An 18,598-nucleotide genomic window follows, 5' to 3' on the forward strand; every position below is an offset into this window, starting at 1 on the left:
GGAGGAAAGAGATGCCCGAGACATTCGCTCACGCCGACGATCTCGGCCCCGAGAAGGTGATCGAGATCACCGACCCCCGCGCCGGGCTGCGCGCCGTGCTGGTGGTGGACAACACCGCCGCCGGCCCTGCCATCGGCGGCTGCCGCATGGCACCGGACGTGTCGGTCGCGGAATGCGCGCGGCTCGCCCGCGCGATGACGCTGAAGAACGCCGCGGCGAGCCTGCCGCATGGCGGGGGCAAGTCGGTCATCTTTGCCGACCCGAAGATACCCGCGGAGGGAAAGGAGCGCCTGATCCGCAGCTTTGCCCGCGCCATCGGCGAGGTGCGAAGCTACATCGTCGGCCCCGACATGGGCACGGACGAGACCGCGATGGCCTGGGTGCGCGACGAGATCGGCCGTGCCGTGGGCCTGCCGCGCGAGGTTGGCGGCATTCCGCTCGACGAGATCGGGGCGACGGCGCATGGGCTGGTCGCCGCGGCGAAGGCGGCCGAGCCCTTCTCGGGCATCGCGCTGAAGGGCGCGCGCGTCGCCGTGCAGGGCTATGGCGCGGTCGGGCGCTGGGTTGCGCATTTCCTCGGGCGAGAGGGCGCCGTGATCGTCGCGGTCTCCGACTCGCGCGGCGGCATCGCAGCGGCGGACGGGCTCGACCTCGACCGGCTCGACGCGCTGAAGGCCGACGGGCGCAGCGTGGCAGAACTCGGCGGCGCCACCCGGCTCGACCCCGGCGAGATCATCGGCGCCGGGTGCGACATCCTGATCCCCGCCGCACGGCCCGACGTGATCCGCGCGGAGAACGCCGGACGCGTGCGCGCGAGGATGGTGCTGGAAGGCGCGAACATCCCCGCGACGGCCGAGGCCGAGGCCGCGCTGGCCGGGCGCGGGATCCTCGTCGTGCCCGACTTCATCGCCAATGCGGGCGGCGTGATCTGCGCCGCGGTCGAGCATCGCGGCGGCGGCGAGAGCGAGGCGCTTGCCGTCATCGCCGAGCGCGTCGGGCGCAACACCGCCGAGGTGCTGGACCGCGCGAGGCGCGACCACACTCTGCCCCGCGAGGCGGCCTTCGCGATGGCGGCCGAGCGGGTGCGCCGCGCGGCCTCGTTCCGGCGCTGACCGCCTCAGCCCAGCCGCACGCGCTTCTGCATCCAGAAGGCGGCAAGCGCCGTGAGCGAGAGCGTCGTCGTCATCAGGATGAAGGCCACCGCCGCGCCGAACGGCCAGTTGTTGAGCTGGAACTGCCCGAACACCAGCGGCGCCATCATCTTGAACTCGGGCCCACCCAGCAGCACGGGCGTGGCATAGGCGTTCATGCCCAGGATGAAGGTCAGGATCGTACCCGCGATGATGCCGGGCAACGCCATCGGCCACAGCACCCGGCGGAACATCGTCATCGGGGCCGCGCCCAGCGAGAAGGCAGCCTCCTCCATCGCCCGGTCGATGCCCTCGATCACGCTCTGCAGGGTCAGGACCATGAAGGGCAGGTTCACGGCGATGATGCCGATGATGACGGCCTGCGTGGTGAACATGAGCTCGGTCGGCCCCGAGGCGAGGCCGAGATCCATCAGCGAGATGCTAAGGAACCCCTGGCTGCCGAACAGCGTCATCCACCCCGCCGCGCGCACCGCGTTGCCGACGAAAAGCGGCATGACGACGAGGATGATCAGCACGTTCTTGAAGCGAGACTGCGTGCGCGCCAGCACATAGGCCAGCGGAAAGCCCATGATCAGGCAGACCAGCGTGCAGAACATCGCCACCCAGACCGTGGTGAAGAATACGTCGAGATAATAGATGTCGGTGAAGAACTTGACGTAGTTCGCGGGCGAGACCGTCTCGATCATCAGCTCGCGCGGGTCGTAGAGGTTGAGGCTGTAGCGCAGCAGCAAGAGCACCGGCAGCACGAGGCCGATCACGGTCATGACGGCCGCCGGGCCCACCAGCGAGCTTGCGGTGATCGGCGATCCGGTGCGGGCGCTGTCGCTCTGCATCCTCGGCTTCCGGGGCTGGCGGCGTGAGGGGCGCGGCCGGGTGGCGGCCGCGCCGGGGTTCGCGTCAGGCGGGGCTCAGCCCTTGAAGTCCTTGTCCCACCACTCCTTGAGGGCCACGTCGTTCTCCATCATGAAGCCGTAGTCCATGTTGACGAGGTTCGCGCGCTCCTCGGGCGTGAAGCCGATGCGCTCGTTGAGATCGGGCGCGACATTGGCGTTCGTCACCGTCGGGTTGTAGCCCATGTCGATGGCGAAATTCTCCTGCGCCCCCGCCTCGAGCATCGCGTCGAGATAGGCATAGGCGCCGTCGAGGTTGGGCGCGTTCTTGGGGATCGCGAAGCCCGAGACATAGGCGATCGCCCCCTCGCTTGGCGCCACCGACTTCACGTTGATGCCGGCGTTCTGCCACTGCACCGTGCGGGCCTTCCACATGATGCCGATGTCGATCTCGCTGGTGGCGAGACCCTGCGCGAAGGCCTCGTTGGTCGGGTAGATGCGCGCCCCCGCCTTGCGCACGTCGATCAGCCGCTGCTGGCCGGGCGCGAGGTTCGTGGTGCTGCCGCCCGCGGCCAGCGCGGCGGCAACCAGCGTGTACTGGTACTGGATGTCGATCAGGCCCAGCCGGTCGCTCCACTTGCCGTCGAACACGTCCGCATAGCTCTTGGGCGCGTCCACCTTGTCGGGGTTGTAGACCGCGACCATGCCCGAATAGATGTGGCCGACGCCGTGGGGGTATTTCATCGACTCGAGCAGGTTGGGCCCGTTCTTCAGGCGGCTGTAATCGACCTCCTGCGTCAGGCCCTGCTCGAACACCTGGTACATGTTGACGGCGCTGAGGCCCTGCAGGTCGGTGGTGCCGCGCGGCAGGCGCCGCTCGGCCGCCATCTTGGCGCGCCGCTCAGGGTCGCCGGCCTGGTCCTGGATCACCTCCCAGCCCGCGGGGATCAGGAAGGGCTGCTCGATGTTCTTGTTGAGCAGCCGCGCATAGTCGCCGCCCCAGGTGCCGACGACGACCCGGCCCTTGGCCTGGGCGCGGGCGACAAAGGGGCTCGAGATCGCGCTGACGGCCGCTAGGCCGCCCATGCCCTGCATGAGACGGCGCCGTGAGATCGGTCTGCTGGTCATGGTCCTCTCCCTTTCTGTGATCGGTGTCACTTTGCCTTCTCGCCGGAAAAGACGAAGGCCGCCGCGGCGGGCCATCCGATCCTGATCCGGTCGCCGACCCTGGGCAGGTCTCCCCCGCCCGTGTTCACCATCTGCGCGATCACGCGGTCGCTGTCCGTCAGGCGGCAATGCAGGTCCACGAGTCCGCCGAGATAGGAGACGAACTCGACCACCGCCTCGAAGCTGTTGTCGGCGCCGTTCGGCGCAAGACCAACGCGCTCGGGGCGAAGGCCCAGCACGGCAGGTCCGGCTTCGACAGCCGCGCAGGCGATCTCGATACCGCCATTGGTGCGGAACCTGCCCTGCCCGTCCGAGGTGCCCTCGAGGAAGCTGCCGCGCCCGACGAAGCCCGCGACGAAGCGGTCGGCCGGGCGCTCGTAGAGGTCGCGCTGCGTGCCGATCTGGCGCACCCGGCCCTCGTTCATCACCACCAGGCGGTCGGCGATGGTCAGCGCCTCCTCCTGGTCGTGGGTCACCATCACCGTGGTGATGCCAAGCTCGCGCTGCAGGTTGCGGATCTCGACCCGGACCTCCTCGCGCAGCTTGGCGTCGAGGTTCGAGAGCGGCTCGTCCAGCAGCAGGATGTCGGGGTGGAACACCAGCGCGCGCGCCAGCGCCACGCGCTGCTGCTGCCCGCCCGAAAGCTGGCGCGGCAGCCGGTCGCCCAGATGCCCGAGCCGCACGAGCCTCAGCGCCTCGGCCACGCGGGTGCCGATCTCGGCCGCAGGCGTCCGGCGCATCTCGAGCGCGAAGGCCACGTTCTGGTTCACCGTCATGTGCGGGAAGAGCGCGTAGCTCTGGAACACCAGCCCCGTGTTGCGCCGCCACGGCGGCAGGCGGGTGATGTCCCTGGCCCCCAGCCGCACGGTGCCGGACGAGGGCTCGACGAAGCCCGCGATCATCCTCAGCGTCGTCGTCTTGCCGCAGCCCGATGGGCCAAGCATGACGAGGAACTCGCCCTCCTCGACATCGAGCGTGACCTCGCGCGTCGCGAGGAAATCGCCGTAGCGCTTGGTGAGGTTTTCGAGTTCGAGACGCGCCATCAGACTGCCCGGCTAAGCTTCACGAAACGGTCGGTCACAAGCATCGCCACCGCCACCAGCACGATCTGTACGACCGAGATGGCGGCGATGGTGGGGTCCACCTTCCACTGCAGATACTGGAGGATCGCGATCGGCAGCGTCGTGCGCCCCGGACCGACCAGGAACAGGGTCATCTCGAGATTGCCGAAGGACGACACGAACCCGAACAGCGCCCCCGCCACCACGCCCGGCAGGATCGAGGGCAGCGTGACACGCCGGAACGTCGTCCAGGGCGTGGCGCCAAGATTCTGCGCGGCTTCCTCGAGCGTACGGTCGAAGCCCGCGAGGCTCGCCGTCACCAGCCGCACGATCCAGGGGATGGTCACCAGCACGTGGCCCCAAACTAGCCCGCCCAGCGAGCCGAGGATCGGCAGCCCGGTGTTGATCTCGGTCTCGACATGGAAGACGTAGATCGCCGTGCCCAGCACCACGCCGGGCACCATCAGCGGCAGCAGCAGCAGGTTGTTGATCGTCTCGCGCCCCCGGAAGCGGAAATGCGCGATCGCGACCGCCGCCGGCACCGCCACCGCGAGCCCGATGGCGGTCGAGATGAGCCCAAGCTGCGCGCTGAGCAGCAGACCGCGGATGAAGCGCTCGTTGCCCATGATCGCGACATACCAGTCGAGCGTGTAGCCGCGCGGCGGGTAGGACGGAATTTCCTGCGCGTAGAACGAGAGCCAGGTGACAAAGCCCAGCGGCAGCACGATATAGAGCATCGCCACCGCAGCAGCCGCCTTGAGCGCGAGGCGCCTCAGGCGTCGGCTGTCGAGGGCGCGGGCCAGCATCTCAGGTCAGCCGGTTCTTGTGGAAGCGGCCGCCCTTCATGATCGCGGCCATGTGGCGCCCCTGCCCTTCCAGCAGATAGATGTCCCTGGTGGGGTCGCCATCGAGCACGATCAGGTCGGCCCAGGCCCCGGGCGCAATGGTGCCGAGCTTGCCGGGGCGGCGGATCACCTCGGCCGCGATGGTGGTGGCGGCGCGGATCACCTCGATCGCGGGCTGCACCTCGGCGCGGATCGCGAACTCGCGGCTCTGCTCATCCAGCAGGTCCCCCAGCAGGTCCGAGCCATAGGCCACCTTGACCCCCGCCGAGCGGCAGTATTCGAGCGACTTGTAGCCGCCTTCCAGCACCATGGCGTTCTTCTCGAGCATCGAGGGCGGCATGCCATAGCCCGCCGCGCGCTCGGCCATCGCGACATAGGCGACAAGGTTCGCCACCAGATACGCGCCGCGCTCGGCCATCAGGCGCGCGCGCGCCTCGTCGATCAGATTGCCGTGCTCGATGGTGCGCACGCCGGCGGTGACGGCACGCTCGATCGCCTCGGCGGCGTAGGCATGGGCCAGCACGTAGCGGCCGAAGGCCTCGGCCTCCTCGACCGAGGCCTCGATCTCGGGGATGCTGAACTGCAGGCTGTCGAGCGGGTCGTTGGGCGAGGCGACGCCGCCCGAGACCATGATCTTCACATGGTCGCAGCCCTGCCGCATCTGCTCGCGCACCGCGCGGCGCACCTCGTCCACGCCATCGACCACCAGCCGAAGATAGGCCTGCCCGTTGCAGCAGGGGCAGTTGTAGCCGTCATTGGTGCGCCCGCGCCCGTCGGAATGCCCGCCCGTGGGCCCGATCGAGCGGCCGGCGATAAAGAGGCGCGGGCCCGTGATCAGCCCGGCGTCAACCGCCTGCTTCACGCCCCAATCGGTGCCGCCCGTGTCGCGAACCGTGGTGAAGCCGCGATCGAGCATCGAGCCCAGCCTGACGGCGGCGCGCGCCGTGGCGAGCGTCAGCGGCACGTCCTCCATCCGCCGCATATAGACTTCGCTGTGCATGCAGTGGACATGGCAGTCGATCAGCCCCGGCATCAGCACGCGCCCGCCGCAGTCGATCACATCCGCCGAGGCCGAGGCGATGGGGCGGTCCGAGACCTCGGCGATGCGCTCGCCCTCGACCAGCACCTCGTATCCGCCGCGCGGCTCGTCGAAGGCGGGGTCGAGCAGGGCGAGATTGGTGAAACGAAGCTGTGTCGTCGCGGCTCCCGGCACGGGCGGCCCTCCGTCAGTGCAGGTTGCGCTTGTGGATGCGGCCACCCTTCATGATGAGGTCGATCCGCCCGCCCTGCCCCGACAGCACGCCGAGGTCTGCCAGCGGGTCGCCGTCGACCAGCAGGAGGTCGGCATGCGCGCCGGGCTTCAGGCAGCCGAGCTTGCCCTCCTGCCGCAGCACCTGCGCGCCAATGAGCGTCGCCGAGCGCAGGATATCGATGGGCTTCATCACCTGCGAGCGGATCTGGAACTCGCGGCTCTGATCGACCTGGAGCTGACCCAGAAGGTCCGAACCGAAGGCTATGGACACACCCGCGCGCTGACAGATCTCGAGCGAACGCAGACCGCCGTCGATCACGAGATCGTTCTTCTCCAGCATCTCGCCGCTCATCCCGAACTCGCCCGCGCGCTCGCGCATGGCGTAGTAGGCGATTAGGTTGGGGATCAGGAACATCCCCTTCTCGGCCATCAGTTTCGCGCGCGGCTCGTCGATCAGGTTGCCGTGCTCGATCGTGCGCACGCCGCAATGGGCCGCGCGCTCGATCGCCTCGGGCGAATAGGCATGGGCGCAGACATAGCGGCCGAAGGCGTGCGCCTCGGTCACCGCCGCGCGGACCTCGTCCTCGCAGAACTGCATGCTGTCGAGCGGGTCGTAGGGCGAGGCGACCCCTCCGGACATCATGATCTTCACATGGTCGCAGCCCTGGCGCATCTCCTCGCGCACGGCCTTCTGCACGCCGGGTACGCCGTCGGCCACGCCCATCGCGAAGACCATGGCGTTGCAGCAATGGCAGCGCACGCCGTAATCGGTGCGCCGACGCGGATCGCTGTGCCCGCCGGTCGGGCCGATCGCCTTGCCGGCGATGAACAGGCGCGGGCCGGGGAACAGGCCCTGATCGACCGCGGTCTTGAGCCCCCAGTCGGCGCCGCCGGTGTCGCGCACCGTGGTGAAGCCGCGATCGAGCATCCCGCGCATCAGCTTCATGGCGTGGGCGGTCATCAGCGTCAGCGGCATCGACTCGAGGCTCGGGATCGACACCTCGCTCAGCACGACATGGACGTGGCAGTCGATCAGCCCCGGCATCAGCGTGCGGCCGCCGCCGTCGATCACCTCGGCGCCATCCGCCTTGATCGGGCGGTCGGCCACCTCGCGGATGGTGCCGCCCTCGATCAGCAACTCGTGGCCGGGACGGGTCTCGCCGACCTCGGGGTCGAACAGGCGAATGTTGCGGAACAGAAGCTGCGCCATGACCGACTCCGATTGATGCCCCCTGATTCATCACCAAAGCTGGATGATCGGGCCTAGTCAACACTCGCGTTTAACGCAGGGGCAAGGACGGCCGAGATCGCCTCGGCGTCGAGCCCGCCGCGGCGGGCGATGGCGACGAGGCGGCTCTCCGAGGGTGGCGGACCGCCCTCGAAGGCGATCTCGCGCCGCTTGCCGACCAGCTGGAAAACCGCCCGCCTGCCATCGAGATCGAGGATTCCCTTCGCGCGCAGGAGCGCCGGGGGAAGCGCCGCCACGGCCGCGCGGAACTCGGCGTGCCGCAGTGGACCATGGGCGCTCCACGACCACGACTCGAACTCGGCGTCATGCGCGTGATGCTCGTGGTCGTGGTGATCGCCCCCGCCCGCGTGATCGTGCCGGTGAGATGGATCGCTGCAGCGGGCGTCGCGACATGTCCCGCGGTCCCTCGCGGGGCCGGGCTCCGGCCCGAAGAGCAGCGCGCGCGGCACGTCGCCGTGGCGGGTCGGCACGGTCCTCAGGCGCGGCATCGCGGCCCTCAACGTCGCGTCGATGCGTTCCAGCGTGCCCGCGTCCACGAGGTCGGCCTTGTTCAGCAGCGCAAGATCCGCGCCGAAGGCCTGATCCATCGCAAGCTCGCTGTCGGCATAGCCCAGCCCCTCGAAATGCGCGGCGTCGATCACGCAGAAGATGCCGTCGAGCCGGGCGCGCGGCTCGTCGTCCAGCGCATCGGCGATGGCCAGCGGGCGCGACACGCCGCTCGCCTCGATCAGCAGGTGCCGGGGCGGCGCGGGCGCGTCCAGCAGGCTGCGCACCGCCGCCACGAGGTCGTCGCGGATCGAACAGCAGACGCAGCCATTGGCCAGCGACACCCGGTCGGCCGCGGTCTCGGCCACGAGGTCGGCGTCGATGTTGATCTCGCCGAAATCGTTCACCAGCACGCCAAAGCGCACCCCCTGCGGGTCGGCCAGCAGGCGCGAGAGCAATGTCGTCTTTCCGGCCCCAAGGAACCCAGTGAGGATGGTGACGGGAACGGGTGCGGCGTCGGTCATTGGCACAGGCTCCTGGATGGCGGTCGGCCGCAGTCTAGGGGCAGGCGGCGGGCAAATGCACCCCCTGCTTGCGCGCGCCGCGCCGGCTATTAAGGTTGCCACGGATCAGGACCGAAGGGGGCAAGTCATGACGAAGGGCGTGGGCGGCTCGACCGCCGAGATCGAGCTTGAGCGCACCCGCCCGGTGCGCGAGCGTATCGAGCCGATCAGCCGCGACGAGCGGCTGGAGCGCATCGAACGCGCGCAGGCCCGGATGGCCGAGGTCGGGGTCGCCGCGATGTGGCTCGATGGCTCGACCAACCTCGAATACTTCACCGGCGTGCGCCACGGGCAGACCGAGCGGATGATCGGCGCCATCCTGCCCGCCAAGGGCGAGCCGGTCTATGTCGCCCCCGCCTTCGAGGTCGAGAAGCTGCGCACAATGCTGACGATCGGCGAGACCGTCCATGGCTGGGAGGAGGACGAGAGCCCCTACGCCCTGTTCGTGACGGCACTGCGCGAGATGCAGATCGCCCGCGGCACCCTCGCCATCGACGAGCAGGCGCGCTTCTTCGTCGTGGACGGCATCCGCGCGGCGGCCGAGGCGGCGGGCGCGGACTATCGCCTGACGCCCTCGGGATCGGTCGCCGCGTGGTGCCGGGCGCGCAAGACCCCGCACGAAATCGCGCTGATCGGCCACGCGATGCGTGCAACGCTGGGCATCCAGGCGGCGGCCGCGCGCATCCTGCGCGAGGGTATCACGACAACCGAGGTGCAGGACTTCCTCGACCGCGCGCACCGCAAGGCCGGCTTCGATTCGGGCTGCCGCTTCGCCATCGCGCTGTTCGGCGAGGCCTCGGCCTATCCGCACGGCGTGCCGCACCCGCAGGTGCTGCGCGAGGGCGACATGGTGCTGGTCGACTGCGGCGCGCCGATGCACGGCTACGTGTCGGACATCACGCGCTCCTACGTGTTCGGCGAGCCCACGGCGCGGCAGCGCGAGATCTGGAACCTCGAGCACGCGGCGCAGGCCGCGGCCTTCGCCGCCATCCGTCCCGGCGTGCCCTGCGGCGCGGTGGACGACGCGGCGCGCGCGGTGATCGCGGGTGCGGGCCTCGGCCCCGGCTATGCCGTGCCGGGCCTGCCGCACCGGACCGGCCATGGCGTGGGCATGGACGGCCACGAGGAGCCCTATTTCGTCAAGGGCAACCGCCTGCCGATGGCGGTGGGCATGACGGGCTCGATCGAGCCCACGATCTGCATCTATGGCGAGTTTGGCGTGCGGCTGGAGGACCATTTCCACGTGACCCCCGAGGGCGCCGCCTGGCACACCCCGCCCAGTCCCTCGATCGACGACCCCTTCGGCAACGTGCCGGGCTGAAGCCCGGCGCGCCCTCACGGCTTCGGAGGCAGCCCCCGGTCGGGGCCCAGACGCTGCGTCGCCTCGTCCGTTGCCTGCTCGGGGAAGCCGGTGAGCGGCCCCGCCTCCTGCGCGTCGCGTTGGATATCGACCGTGCTGAGCGCATAGGCCGTAAGCAGCTCGGCCAGCGAGCGCAGGGCGTGCATGTGGATGCGCTCGTAGCCGTGGCTTGCGTCGATCCCGAAGGTCGCGAGCGCCGTGCGCACGTCCGCCCCCGCCTCGATGGCCGAGGCACTGTCCGAGCGGTAGAAGCGGAACACGTCGCGCTGGAAACGGATCTCGTTCTCGCGGCAAAGCTCGATCAGCTTGCGGGTGGTGTGGTAATCGAACGGCCCGCTCATGTCGGCCATGCCGATGGTCACGCCGAACTCGGCACTGTTCTGGCCCGCGGCGCTGGCGCCATTGTCGACCACCACCATTGACGCGATGTCATGCGTGAGGATGTGGCTCGCGCCGTGGCCCACCTCCTCGGACACCGAGAACAGCCACAGCGTGTCGACGGTCGGCACCGCGGCCGCCTCGAGCATCGCCTTGAGCGCCGCCAGCATCACCGCGACCCCCGCCTTATCGTCGAGATGGCGCGAGACGATGAAGCCGTTGTCGAGGAACTCGGGCTGCGGGTCGATGGCCACGATGTCGCCGATCTCGATACCCAGCTTCGCCACCTGAGCGCGATCGGTGGCAAGCGCGTCGACCCTCAACTCGACCTCGCTCCAGCCGATCGGTGCCGTGTCGACCGCGTCGCCGAAGGCATGGCCCGACGCGAGGCGGGGCAGGATGGAGCCGCGATAGCTGCCCTTTTCCGAGAAGATGGTGGCGCGCGCGCCCTCGGCAAAACGGGCGGACCAGTGGCCGATCGGCACCAGTTCCAGCCGCCCGTTCTCCTTCACGCTGCGCACTTGTGCGCCCAGCGTATCGAGATGCGAGATGATCGCCCGCGCGGGCTGCGGGTCGCGGCCTGCAAGACGCACGCGGATCGCGCCGCGCCGGGTGATCTCGAAGGGCGCGCCAAGGCGGTCAAGCTCGGCGCCCACCGCATGCGTCACGGCATCGGTGAAGCCGGTCGGGCTGGGGATATCGAGCAAGCGGCGCAACTGGTCGGCGAGATAGTCGGTGTCGATGGCAAGGCGTCCCATGGGCTCCCTTTCAATGGTCCGCGGTCGTGGCGCGCGCGCCGGGCGTGCTCGGGGCCGCCGCGCGGGCGCGCGAAAGCGGGAAGAGCAGGTCAACGAAGCGCTCTGCCGTCGGCTGGGGCTCGTGATTGGCGAGGCCAGGGCGTTCGTTCGCCTCGATGAAGGCGTAGTCGGGCTCGCGCGGCGACGTCACCATCAGGTCGATGCCGGTCACCGGAATGTCGATCGCGCGCGCGGCCGTGATCGCGGCCCTGATCAGCGCGGGATGCGTCTCGGCGGTCACGTCGTGAATGGTGCCGCCGGTGTGCAGGTTGGCGGTGCGCCGCACCGGCGTCTCGACCCCCTCGGGCAGCACGTCGTCGAGCCCGTAGCCGGCGGCGGCCAGCGTGCGCTCGGTCTCGGCATCGAGCGGGATTTCGCTCTCGCCCCCCGTCGCGGCGCTGCGCCTGCGGCTCTGCGCCTCGATCAGCGCGCGGGCGGTCGCGCGGCCGTCGCCGATGATCCGCGCTGGGCGGCGGATCGCGGCGGCGACCACCTTGCCGTCGATCACGATCAGGCGCAGGTCCTCGCCGCGCACGCATTCTTCGACCAGCACGCGGTCGCAGACCTCGTGCGCCGCGGCGACGGCACGGGCCACCTCGTCCGCGTCGCTCAGCCCCACCGATACAGCCCGCCCCTGCTCGCCGCGCGCGGGCTTGACGACCACCTCGCCGTGGCGGGCCAGGAAGCCGGCCAGCGCCGCCTCGTCGCACGCCTCGATCTGCTCGGGCACGCGCACCCCCGCGGCCGAGACGATCCGCCGCGTCACCGACTTGTCGTCGCAGATCGACATGGCGACGCCCGAGGTGAACTCGCTCAGCGCTTCGCGGCAGCGCACGGTGCGCCCGCCATGCGTGAGCGCGAAGAAGCCGCCCTCGGCGTCGGTCACCTCGACATGGATACCGCGCCGGCGGGCCTCGTCGACGATGATCCGGGCATAGGGGTTGAGCCCCTCGGCCGGGTCGGGGCCGGTGAACAGCCGCTCGTTGATCCGGTTGCGGCGCTTGATGGCAAAGGCCGGAACGCGGCGGAAGCCCAGCTTCTCGTAGAGCGCGATCGCCCCCTCGTTGTCATGCATCACCGAGAGGTCGAGGAAGGCTGCGCCGCGCGCCTTGAAATGGCTCGCGAGCCGGCGCACGAGCGCCTCGCCCACCCGCGGCCGCGCGGCCTGCGGATGGACCGCAAGGCACCAGAGCGAGCTGCCCCGCGCGGGATCGTCGAAGGCGCGCGCATGATCGACGCCGGTCACGGCGCCGAGGATCTCGCCCGTCGCCTCGTCCTCGGCCACGAAGACCGTGATCGTGCGGCTGTCGCGGCTGGTCCAGAAGAACTCGGGCGCCACCTGCACCATGCCGCGGGCGCCGTAGATCGCGTTCACGGCTTCGGCGTCCGCGCGCGAGCAGAGCCGGCGGATGAAGAAGCCACGCGCCCGTCCCGACGCCGCGCGCCAGGTCGCGAGATCCAGCCGATAGCTGTGCGAGGGGTCGAGGAACAACTCCTGCGGCGCCTTGGCCAGCAAAACATGCGGGTCGCGCACGTAGAAGGCGATGTCGCGCCGGTCGGGCGTCTCCTCGCGCATCGCATCGACGATGGCGGCAGGCTCTTCGAAGGTGTGGGCGAAGATCAGCCGCCCCCAGCCGAGGTCGATCACGGCGTCCTTCAGCGGCGCCTCGCCCCCCGGATGGGCCGGGGCCGCGCCGGCGAAGGCGCTGTCGCGCATCCGGCGCAGGCGATAGCCCTGGTCGCGGGTGGCGTGGGCGGTCTTGCGGGTCATCGGTCTCATCCCTCAGATGCCGTGGTCCTGGAGCCACAGTTCCAGCAGCGCGCACTGCCAGAGCTCCGAGCCACGCAGCGGCGTGATGTGCTCGGCCGGTGCCGCGAACAGCGCGTCGAGATAATCCTCGCGGTACAGCCCCCGCTCGCGTGCCGCCTTAGAGGTCAGCGCATCCCGCGCCATCGCCAGGAACGGCCCGTCGAGATACTTGAGCGCGGGGACAGGGAAATAGCCCTTCGGCCGGTCGATCACCTCGCGCGGCACGATGCGGCGCGCGACCGATTTCAGCACCCCCTTGCCGCCGTCAGCCAGCTTGATCCCGGCAGGCATCCGGGCCGCCAGCTCGACCAGTTCGTGATCGAGGAAGGGCACGCGGGCCTCGAGCCCCCAGGCCATGGTCATGTTGTCGACCCGCTTCACGGGGTCATCGGCCAGCATGATCTCGGTGTCGAGGCGCAGCGCCTTGTCCACCGGATCGGGCGCACCGGGGCGGGCGAAGTGGGCGGCCACCATCTCGCGGCTGGCATCGCCGTTCATCCAGCGGGGCGCGAGGTGGCGGCCCATGGTGTCGTGGTCGCGGTCGAAGAAGGCCCGCGCGTAGTCGCCCAGCGGGTCGTTCGAGCCCGCGAGCTTCGGATACCAGTGGTAGCCCGCGAACACCTCGTCGGCGCCCTGCCCGCTCTGGACCACCTTCACATGCCGCGCGACCTCGCGCGACAGCAGGTAGAAGCCGATGTTGTCATACGAGACCATCGGCTCGGACATGGCCGAGATCGCGGCGGGCAGCGCCTTCTGCAGCTCGGACGAGGGCACGAAGCGCTTGACGTGATCGGTCGCGAAGTGGCGCGCGACCAGGTCGGAATAGGCGAACTCGTCGCCCTTCTCGCCGTTCGCCGCCTCGAAGCCGATCGAGAAGGTGCGCAGGCCCTCCTGCCCCGCCTCGGCCAGGAGCCCCACGATCAGGCTCGAGTCGACCCCGCCCGAGAGCAGCACGCCCACGGGAACATCGGCCACCATGCGTCGCGCCACCGCCCGGCGCAGGCAGTCGAGCAGCATCTCTTCCCACTCCGGGGCCGCGCGGTCCTCGTCCTCGGGCCCGCGCTCAAAGCTCACGTCCCAGTAGCGGCGGTCCTCGGTCGTGCCATCGGGCTCGACGCGGCGGATGGTGGCGATCGGAAGCTTGCGCACGCCCTTGAGGATCGTACGCGGGGGTGCGACCACAGCGTGGAAGCTCATATAGCCATGCAGAGCGGCTGGGTCGATCGCGGTGTCGATGCCGCCTGCGGCCAGCAGCGCCGGCAGGGTCGAGGCGAAGCGCAGGCGCCCGGCCTCGTCCGTCACGTATAGCGGCTTGATGCCGAAGCGGTCGCGCGCGAGCCACAGCCGGCCAGTGGCGCGCTCGTGCACCGCATAGGCGAACATGCCGTGGAAGCGTTCGGGCGCGCGCGGCCCCCAGGCGTGATGGGCCTTCAGAACCACCTCGGTGTCACTGCGCGAGAAGAAGCGGTAGCCCTCGGCCTCGAGTTCGCGGCGCAGATCGGCGTGGTTGTAGATGCAGCCGTTGAACACGAGGTCGAGCCCCAGCTCGGGGTCGCTCATCGGCTGGGCGCCCGCGTCCGAGAGGTCGATGATGCTGAGCCGCCGGTGGCCCAGCGCCACGCGTCCGCGATGAACCGTGCCCACCCCGTCGGGCCCGCGCGGCGCCAGCGCCTCGAGCATCCGCTCGAGGCCCGCCAGCGAGGCCGTGCGCCCGTCGAAGGTGATTTCGCCTGCAAATCCGCACATGCGTCGGGAATCCTTTCGTGTCGAGTCGCGACATGGCGCGCGGCGCAAGCGCCGCGGCCGTCATTGGAAGATCCTGTCGTCGGGTGTCGGGCGCGCCTCAGCCCGTGGCGATGGCGCGCAGCATCCAAAGCGCCTTCTCATGCGCGGACATGCGCGCATTGGCGAGGTCCTCGGTCGCGCCGTCCTCGCGCTCGGCCGCAACGGCGGCGAGCTCGCGCAGGCGGCGCGTCAGCGTCTCGTGGTCCTCGATGAGTTCGGTCAGCATGCCGGCGGCGGGGCGGACCTCCTCCTCCTCGGACAGCTCGGCATGCGAGATCATCTCGGCGAAGGAGACCGGGGCAAAGGCGCCCAGCGCCCGGATCCGCTCGGCCAGCGTGTCCACCGCCTCGAAGAGGTCGCGATACTGCGCCTCGGTCAGTTCGTGGATCGGCTGGAACATCGGCCCGACAACGTTCCAGTGGCAGCCCTGGGTCTTGAGCATCAGCACCACGGTGTCGGCCAGCACGCCGTTGAGCGCGTTCGCGATCTCGGCCCGCCCGGTCACGCCGGTGCGCGGGGTCTCGGCCTTCGGCTCGGTCTTCAGGACCATGCTGGTCACGGAATTCCTCCTCATCGGTTTCGGACAGGCCGGAAGATGGGAGTGGAGATGCAATTTTTCAAGTTTTTTCATATACTTGGGATACATGTCCTGCGTCAGCGGCGCAACCTGCGCAAGGCCAGCAAGGGGGGCAGGCTCCATCGGGCAGGGAGGCCATGGGGTTTACCCCGGCGACGTCGGTGGAGTAAGTGATCCATCCCCGATGCGGAGAACGCCGATGTCCCGGACACCCCGACCGCCCAAGCGGACCGAGAAGCTGCAGCTCATGCTGAGCCGCGACGAGTTGCAGGCCATCGACGACTGGCGGTTCGGCAACCGGCTGCCCTCGCGCGCCGCGGCAATTCGCGAACTGCTGCGCCGCGGCCTTGCCGCCGAGGGCTTCGACGAGCCGCCGACCGACGCCCCCTCGGGCGATTTCCGGGTGGTAGAGGACTAGGCGGCCAGGCTCAGGCGTCAGACTCCCACTGCTCCTCGTCGCGGCGCAGAAGCTCGTAGATGCGCAGCGCCCGCCCGGTCAGCGGGCGTTCCAGTTCGCCCATCACGTCGGTCTGGGCCGCGAGATGGGCCGCTACCTCCTCGAGCTCGGCAAGGGTCGCGCCGCTTGCCGCGATCTCGGCCAGCTTGTGCTCGTCGATGTCGCCGAACAGGCGCATGAGGTCGTCGCGCGTCGCAGTCATTCCGGGGCCTCCCTGTGCCTCGACAGTCAGCGGGGCTCGTCGACGAAGCGCTGCGCGCCGATGCGGCGCACCGTGCTCGCATGCGGCCCCTTCTCGCTGTCGCCCTGATCGAGGGCGAGCTCGACGGGGTCCCCCTCGGCAAGGTCGTCGAACCCCCCGTTCACCACGGCGTTTCGGTGGAAGTAGACCAGCCGCCCGTCGGTGAGCGCGATCTGGCCGAAATCGCGCCCCGAATGCAGCTCGGCGATCCGGCCCTGCAACGGCGCGGCATGGGTCACCGGGCGCCCGGTATGGGTCTCCTGCCAGGCCTTGATGCGGCGTTCCATCGCGTCGAACGCGTCGCGGATCGCGACATAGACGTCCTCGTGCGCGTTCACGTCGCCGGGCTCGCGGTCGATGGCGAACACGGTTGCGGGCGCGCGCGCCTCGAGCCGCACGGCATAGTGCTTGCCCTTGCGATGGTGCTGGTGGGGCGCGTCGATCACGGCGCGGAAGCTGGTGAGCCGCCCGAAATGCTTCTCGAGCCGGGCAAGCCGTTCGCGCACCCGTGCCTCGATGGCCGGCGAGGGGTCCAATCCGTGAAAGGCGATCTCGAGGTCGGTCTGCATCTGCTCTGCCCTCCGCATGGCGCCGCGCGCAGCGGCGCCGATACCATGCAGCGTTTCAGAGCTGGCCGCGGTGCGCCATGATCGAAGTCAAATGCAACCCATGCGCGTGCGGTCAAACGCCGATCCGGCGCCCGGTGGCGGCGTCGAAGACATGCGCGGCGTGGGGCGGCACGGCATAACGCTGCACGGCCGGCAGATCGCTCTCGCGATGCACGCCGGGCAGGCTCGCGACGCATTCGGCGGTGCTTCCGGTCAGCCGGCCATGGACCAGCGTCTGCGCACCGACGGGCTCGCTCATCCCGGTCTCGATCGCGAGCGGGCCGTCGGCGTCGGGCACGAGATGCTCGGGCCGAATGCCCAGCATCACCTTGCCCGCGACCGGGCGGCCCAGCGGGATGCGCATGCCGTTCTCGAGCACGACCCCGTCCTCCGCCCCCTCGCCCGGCAGGACGTTCATCGAGGGGCTGCCGATGAACTGCGCGGCGAACAGCGTGGCCGGGCGCTCGTAGACCTCGAGCGGCGCGCCGATCTGCTCGGCATTGCCCTCGTTCATCACGATCATGCGGTCGGCCAGCGTCATCGCCTCGACCTGGTCGTGGGTGACGTAGAGCGAGGTAATGCCGAGCTTGCGCTGCAGCGCCTTGATCTCGAGCCGCATCTGCACCCTGAGCTTGGCGTCGAGGTTGGAGAGCGGCTCGTCGAACAGGAACACGGCCGGCTGGCGGACGATGGCGCGGCCCATGGCCACGCGCTGGCGCTGGCCGCCGGACAGCTCGCGCGGCCTGCGGGCGAGATAGGGTTCGAGTTGCAACAGCCGCGCGGCCTCGGCCACGCGCGCCGCGATCTCGGGCTTCGGCATGCGGGCGATCTTGAGCCCGTAGGCCATGTTGTCGAACACGCTCATATGCGGATAGAGCGCGTAGTTCTGGAAGACCATGGCAATGTTACGGTCCATCGGCTCGCGCTCGTTCACGCGCTGACCGTTGATGGCGATCTCGCCCGCGGTGACCGTCTCGAGCCCCGCCACCATGCGCAGGAGGGTGGACTTTCCGCAGCCCGAGGGGCCCACGATCACGATGAACTCGCCCTCAGCCACGTCGATGTCGACGCCGTGGATCACCTCGGTCGCGCCGAAGCTCTTGCGGACCTGCGTGAGCGTGAGTGTGGCCATGGGTTACTTCTCGCTCTCGACAAGGCCGCGGATGAACAGCTTCTGCATGAAGATGACGACGAGCACCGGCGGCAGCATGGCGAGGATTGAGGTCGCCATGATGACCGGCCAGTCGGCGATGTCGTCGCCCGACGGGAACATCTGCTTGATGCCCATGACGATCGTGTTCATCTGCGGGTCGGTGGTGATCAGCAGCGGCCAGAGATACTGGTTCCAGCCATAGATGAAGAGGATGACAAAAAGCGCCGCGATGTTCGTCCGGCTCATCGGCACCAGGATGTCGAGGAAGAACCGCATCGGACGGGCGCCATCGACGCGCGCCGCCTCGACCAGCTCGTCCGGCACCGTCATGAAGAACTGGCGGAACAGGAAGGTCGCGGTCGCAGAGGCAATCAGCGGCAGGATCAGGCCCGCGTGGCTGTTGAGCATGCCGAAGCCCGCGACCACCTCGTAGGTCGGCACGATGCGCACCTCGACCGGCAGCATCAGCGTGAGAAAGATCAGCCAGAAGAACGCCTTGCGGCCCGGAAAGCGGAAATAGACGATGGCGAAGGCCGACAGGAGCGAGATCGCGATCTTGCCGAGCGCGATTCCCAGCGCCATCACGGCCGAGTTCATCAGCATCTTCGCCACCGGCGCGTTGACGCCCGCGACCAGCGCCTTGCGGTAGTTCTCGAAGAACTGGTCGCCGGGCAGCACCGGCATGGGCGGGCGCACGATCTCGGGCTGCGTCACCGTCGAGGCCACGAAGGCGAGCCAGATCGGGAAGGCGATGACCATGACGCCCAGGATCAGCCCGGCATGGGTGAGCCACAGCGACCAGCCCCGCCGCTCGACCATGCCGGATTG

General features: G+C 69.5%; 18 protein-coding genes. 3 read left to right on the top strand and 15 right to left on the bottom strand.

Annotation, left to right across the window (positions count from 1 at the left end):
• Positions 1-11: 11 nt before the first annotated feature.
• Complete coding sequence (locus M1105_RS07495) at positions 12-1,112, top strand: Glu/Leu/Phe/Val family dehydrogenase (RefSeq protein ID WP_249579734.1); 1,101 nt, start codon at positions 12-14, stop codon at positions 1,110-1,112.
• A gap of 5 nt (positions 1,113-1,117) precedes the next feature.
• Here M1105_RS07495 and M1105_RS07500 read toward each other — a convergent pair whose 3' ends face one another.
• The 7 genes from M1105_RS07500 to M1105_RS07530 form a co-directional block, all read right to left on the bottom strand.
• Positions 1,118-1,984, bottom strand: a complete 867-nt coding sequence (locus M1105_RS07500; protein ID WP_249579735.1) for an ABC transporter permease — start codon at positions 1,982-1,984, stop codon at positions 1,118-1,120.
• A 75-nt stretch (positions 1,985-2,059) separates the two neighbouring features.
• Positions 2,060-3,109, bottom strand: coding sequence for an ABC transporter substrate-binding protein (locus M1105_RS07505; RefSeq protein ID WP_249579736.1), 1,050 nt, complete (start codon positions 3,107-3,109; stop codon positions 2,060-2,062).
• A gap of 26 nt (positions 3,110-3,135) precedes the next feature.
• Positions 3,136-4,191: an ABC transporter ATP-binding protein gene (locus M1105_RS07510; RefSeq protein ID WP_249579737.1), complete on the bottom strand. Its 1,056-nt coding sequence runs from the start codon at positions 4,189-4,191 to the stop codon at positions 3,136-3,138.
• Positions 4,191-5,015, bottom strand: a complete 825-nt coding sequence (locus M1105_RS07515) for an ABC transporter permease (RefSeq protein WP_249579738.1) — start codon at positions 5,013-5,015, stop codon at positions 4,191-4,193. Before M1105_RS07515 ends, M1105_RS07510 begins: the two co-directional genes overlap by 1 nt.
• 1 nt (position 5,016) lies before the next feature.
• Positions 5,017-6,267 (bottom strand): metal-dependent hydrolase family protein, encoded by a 1,251-nt coding sequence (locus M1105_RS07520; RefSeq protein ID WP_249579739.1) that lies wholly within the window; start codon positions 6,265-6,267, stop codon positions 5,017-5,019.
• Between the two features lie 13 nt (positions 6,268-6,280).
• A complete protein-coding gene (locus M1105_RS07525) occupies positions 6,281-7,516 on the bottom strand; it encodes a metal-dependent hydrolase family protein (RefSeq protein ID WP_249579740.1) in 1,236 nt (411 codons plus the stop codon).
• Between the two features lie 53 nt (positions 7,517-7,569).
• A complete protein-coding gene (locus M1105_RS07530) occupies positions 7,570-8,565 on the bottom strand; it encodes a CobW family GTP-binding protein (protein ID WP_249579741.1) in 996 nt (331 codons plus the stop codon).
• A gap of 127 nt (positions 8,566-8,692) precedes the next feature.
• Between M1105_RS07530 and M1105_RS07535 the strand changes: the two genes are divergently transcribed.
• Positions 8,693-9,925: a M24 family metallopeptidase gene (locus tag M1105_RS07535; protein WP_249579742.1), complete on the top strand. Its 1,233-nt coding sequence runs from the start codon at positions 8,693-8,695 to the stop codon at positions 9,923-9,925.
• Positions 9,926-9,939: 14 nt separating this feature from the next.
• Here the strand turns inward: M1105_RS07535 and M1105_RS07540 are convergent, their stop codons facing one another.
• The 4 genes from M1105_RS07540 to M1105_RS07555 form a co-directional block, all read right to left on the bottom strand.
• Positions 9,940-11,100 (bottom strand): osmoprotectant NAGGN system M42 family peptidase, encoded by a 1,161-nt coding sequence (locus M1105_RS07540; RefSeq protein WP_249579743.1) that lies wholly within the window; start codon positions 11,098-11,100, stop codon positions 9,940-9,942.
• Positions 11,101-11,110: 10 nt separating this feature from the next.
• Positions 11,111-12,910 (bottom strand): N-acetylglutaminylglutamine synthetase, encoded by a 1,800-nt coding sequence (ngg, locus tag M1105_RS07545; RefSeq protein WP_249579744.1) that lies wholly within the window; start codon positions 12,908-12,910, stop codon positions 11,111-11,113.
• A 12-nt stretch (positions 12,911-12,922) separates the two neighbouring features.
• A complete protein-coding gene (locus M1105_RS07550) occupies positions 12,923-14,695 on the bottom strand; it encodes an N-acetylglutaminylglutamine amidotransferase (RefSeq protein WP_249579745.1) in 1,773 nt (590 codons plus the stop codon).
• A 97-nt stretch (positions 14,696-14,792) separates the two neighbouring features.
• Complete coding sequence (locus tag M1105_RS07555; protein WP_249580153.1) at positions 14,793-15,284, bottom strand: Dps family protein; 492 nt, start codon at positions 15,282-15,284, stop codon at positions 14,793-14,795.
• A 226-nt stretch (positions 15,285-15,510) separates the two neighbouring features.
• On the opposite strand from M1105_RS07555, the gene M1105_RS07560 reads away from it, so the two are divergent.
• Complete coding sequence (locus M1105_RS07560) at positions 15,511-15,729, top strand: hypothetical protein (RefSeq protein WP_249579746.1); 219 nt, start codon at positions 15,511-15,513, stop codon at positions 15,727-15,729.
• A 10-nt stretch (positions 15,730-15,739) separates the two neighbouring features.
• Here the strand turns inward: M1105_RS07560 and M1105_RS07565 are convergent, their stop codons facing one another.
• From M1105_RS07565 to ugpE, 4 genes are all read right to left on the bottom strand, one after another.
• The gene (locus M1105_RS07565) at positions 15,740-15,970 is read right to left on the bottom strand and encodes a hypothetical protein (protein WP_249579747.1); all 231 of its coding nucleotides are present in this window, start codon (positions 15,968-15,970) and stop codon (positions 15,740-15,742) included.
• A 26-nt stretch (positions 15,971-15,996) separates the two neighbouring features.
• Positions 15,997-16,578, bottom strand: a complete 582-nt coding sequence (locus tag M1105_RS07570; RefSeq protein WP_249579748.1) for an HPF/RaiA family ribosome-associated protein — start codon at positions 16,576-16,578, stop codon at positions 15,997-15,999.
• 112 nt (positions 16,579-16,690) lie between these two features.
• The gene (gene ugpC / locus M1105_RS07575; protein ID WP_249579749.1) at positions 16,691-17,749 is read right to left on the bottom strand and encodes a sn-glycerol-3-phosphate ABC transporter ATP-binding protein UgpC; all 1,059 of its coding nucleotides are present in this window, start codon (positions 17,747-17,749) and stop codon (positions 16,691-16,693) included.
• 3 nt (positions 17,750-17,752) lie between these two features.
• The gene (gene ugpE / locus M1105_RS07580; protein WP_249580154.1) at positions 17,753-18,589 is read right to left on the bottom strand and encodes a sn-glycerol-3-phosphate ABC transporter permease UgpE; all 837 of its coding nucleotides are present in this window, start codon (positions 18,587-18,589) and stop codon (positions 17,753-17,755) included.
• Positions 18,590-18,598: the final 9 nt, after the last annotated feature.

It is taken from the genome of Thermohalobaculum sediminis, assembly GCF_023487995.1.
GTDB classification, from domain to species: Bacteria; Pseudomonadota; Alphaproteobacteria; order Rhodobacterales; family Rhodobacteraceae; genus Thermohalobaculum; species Thermohalobaculum sediminis.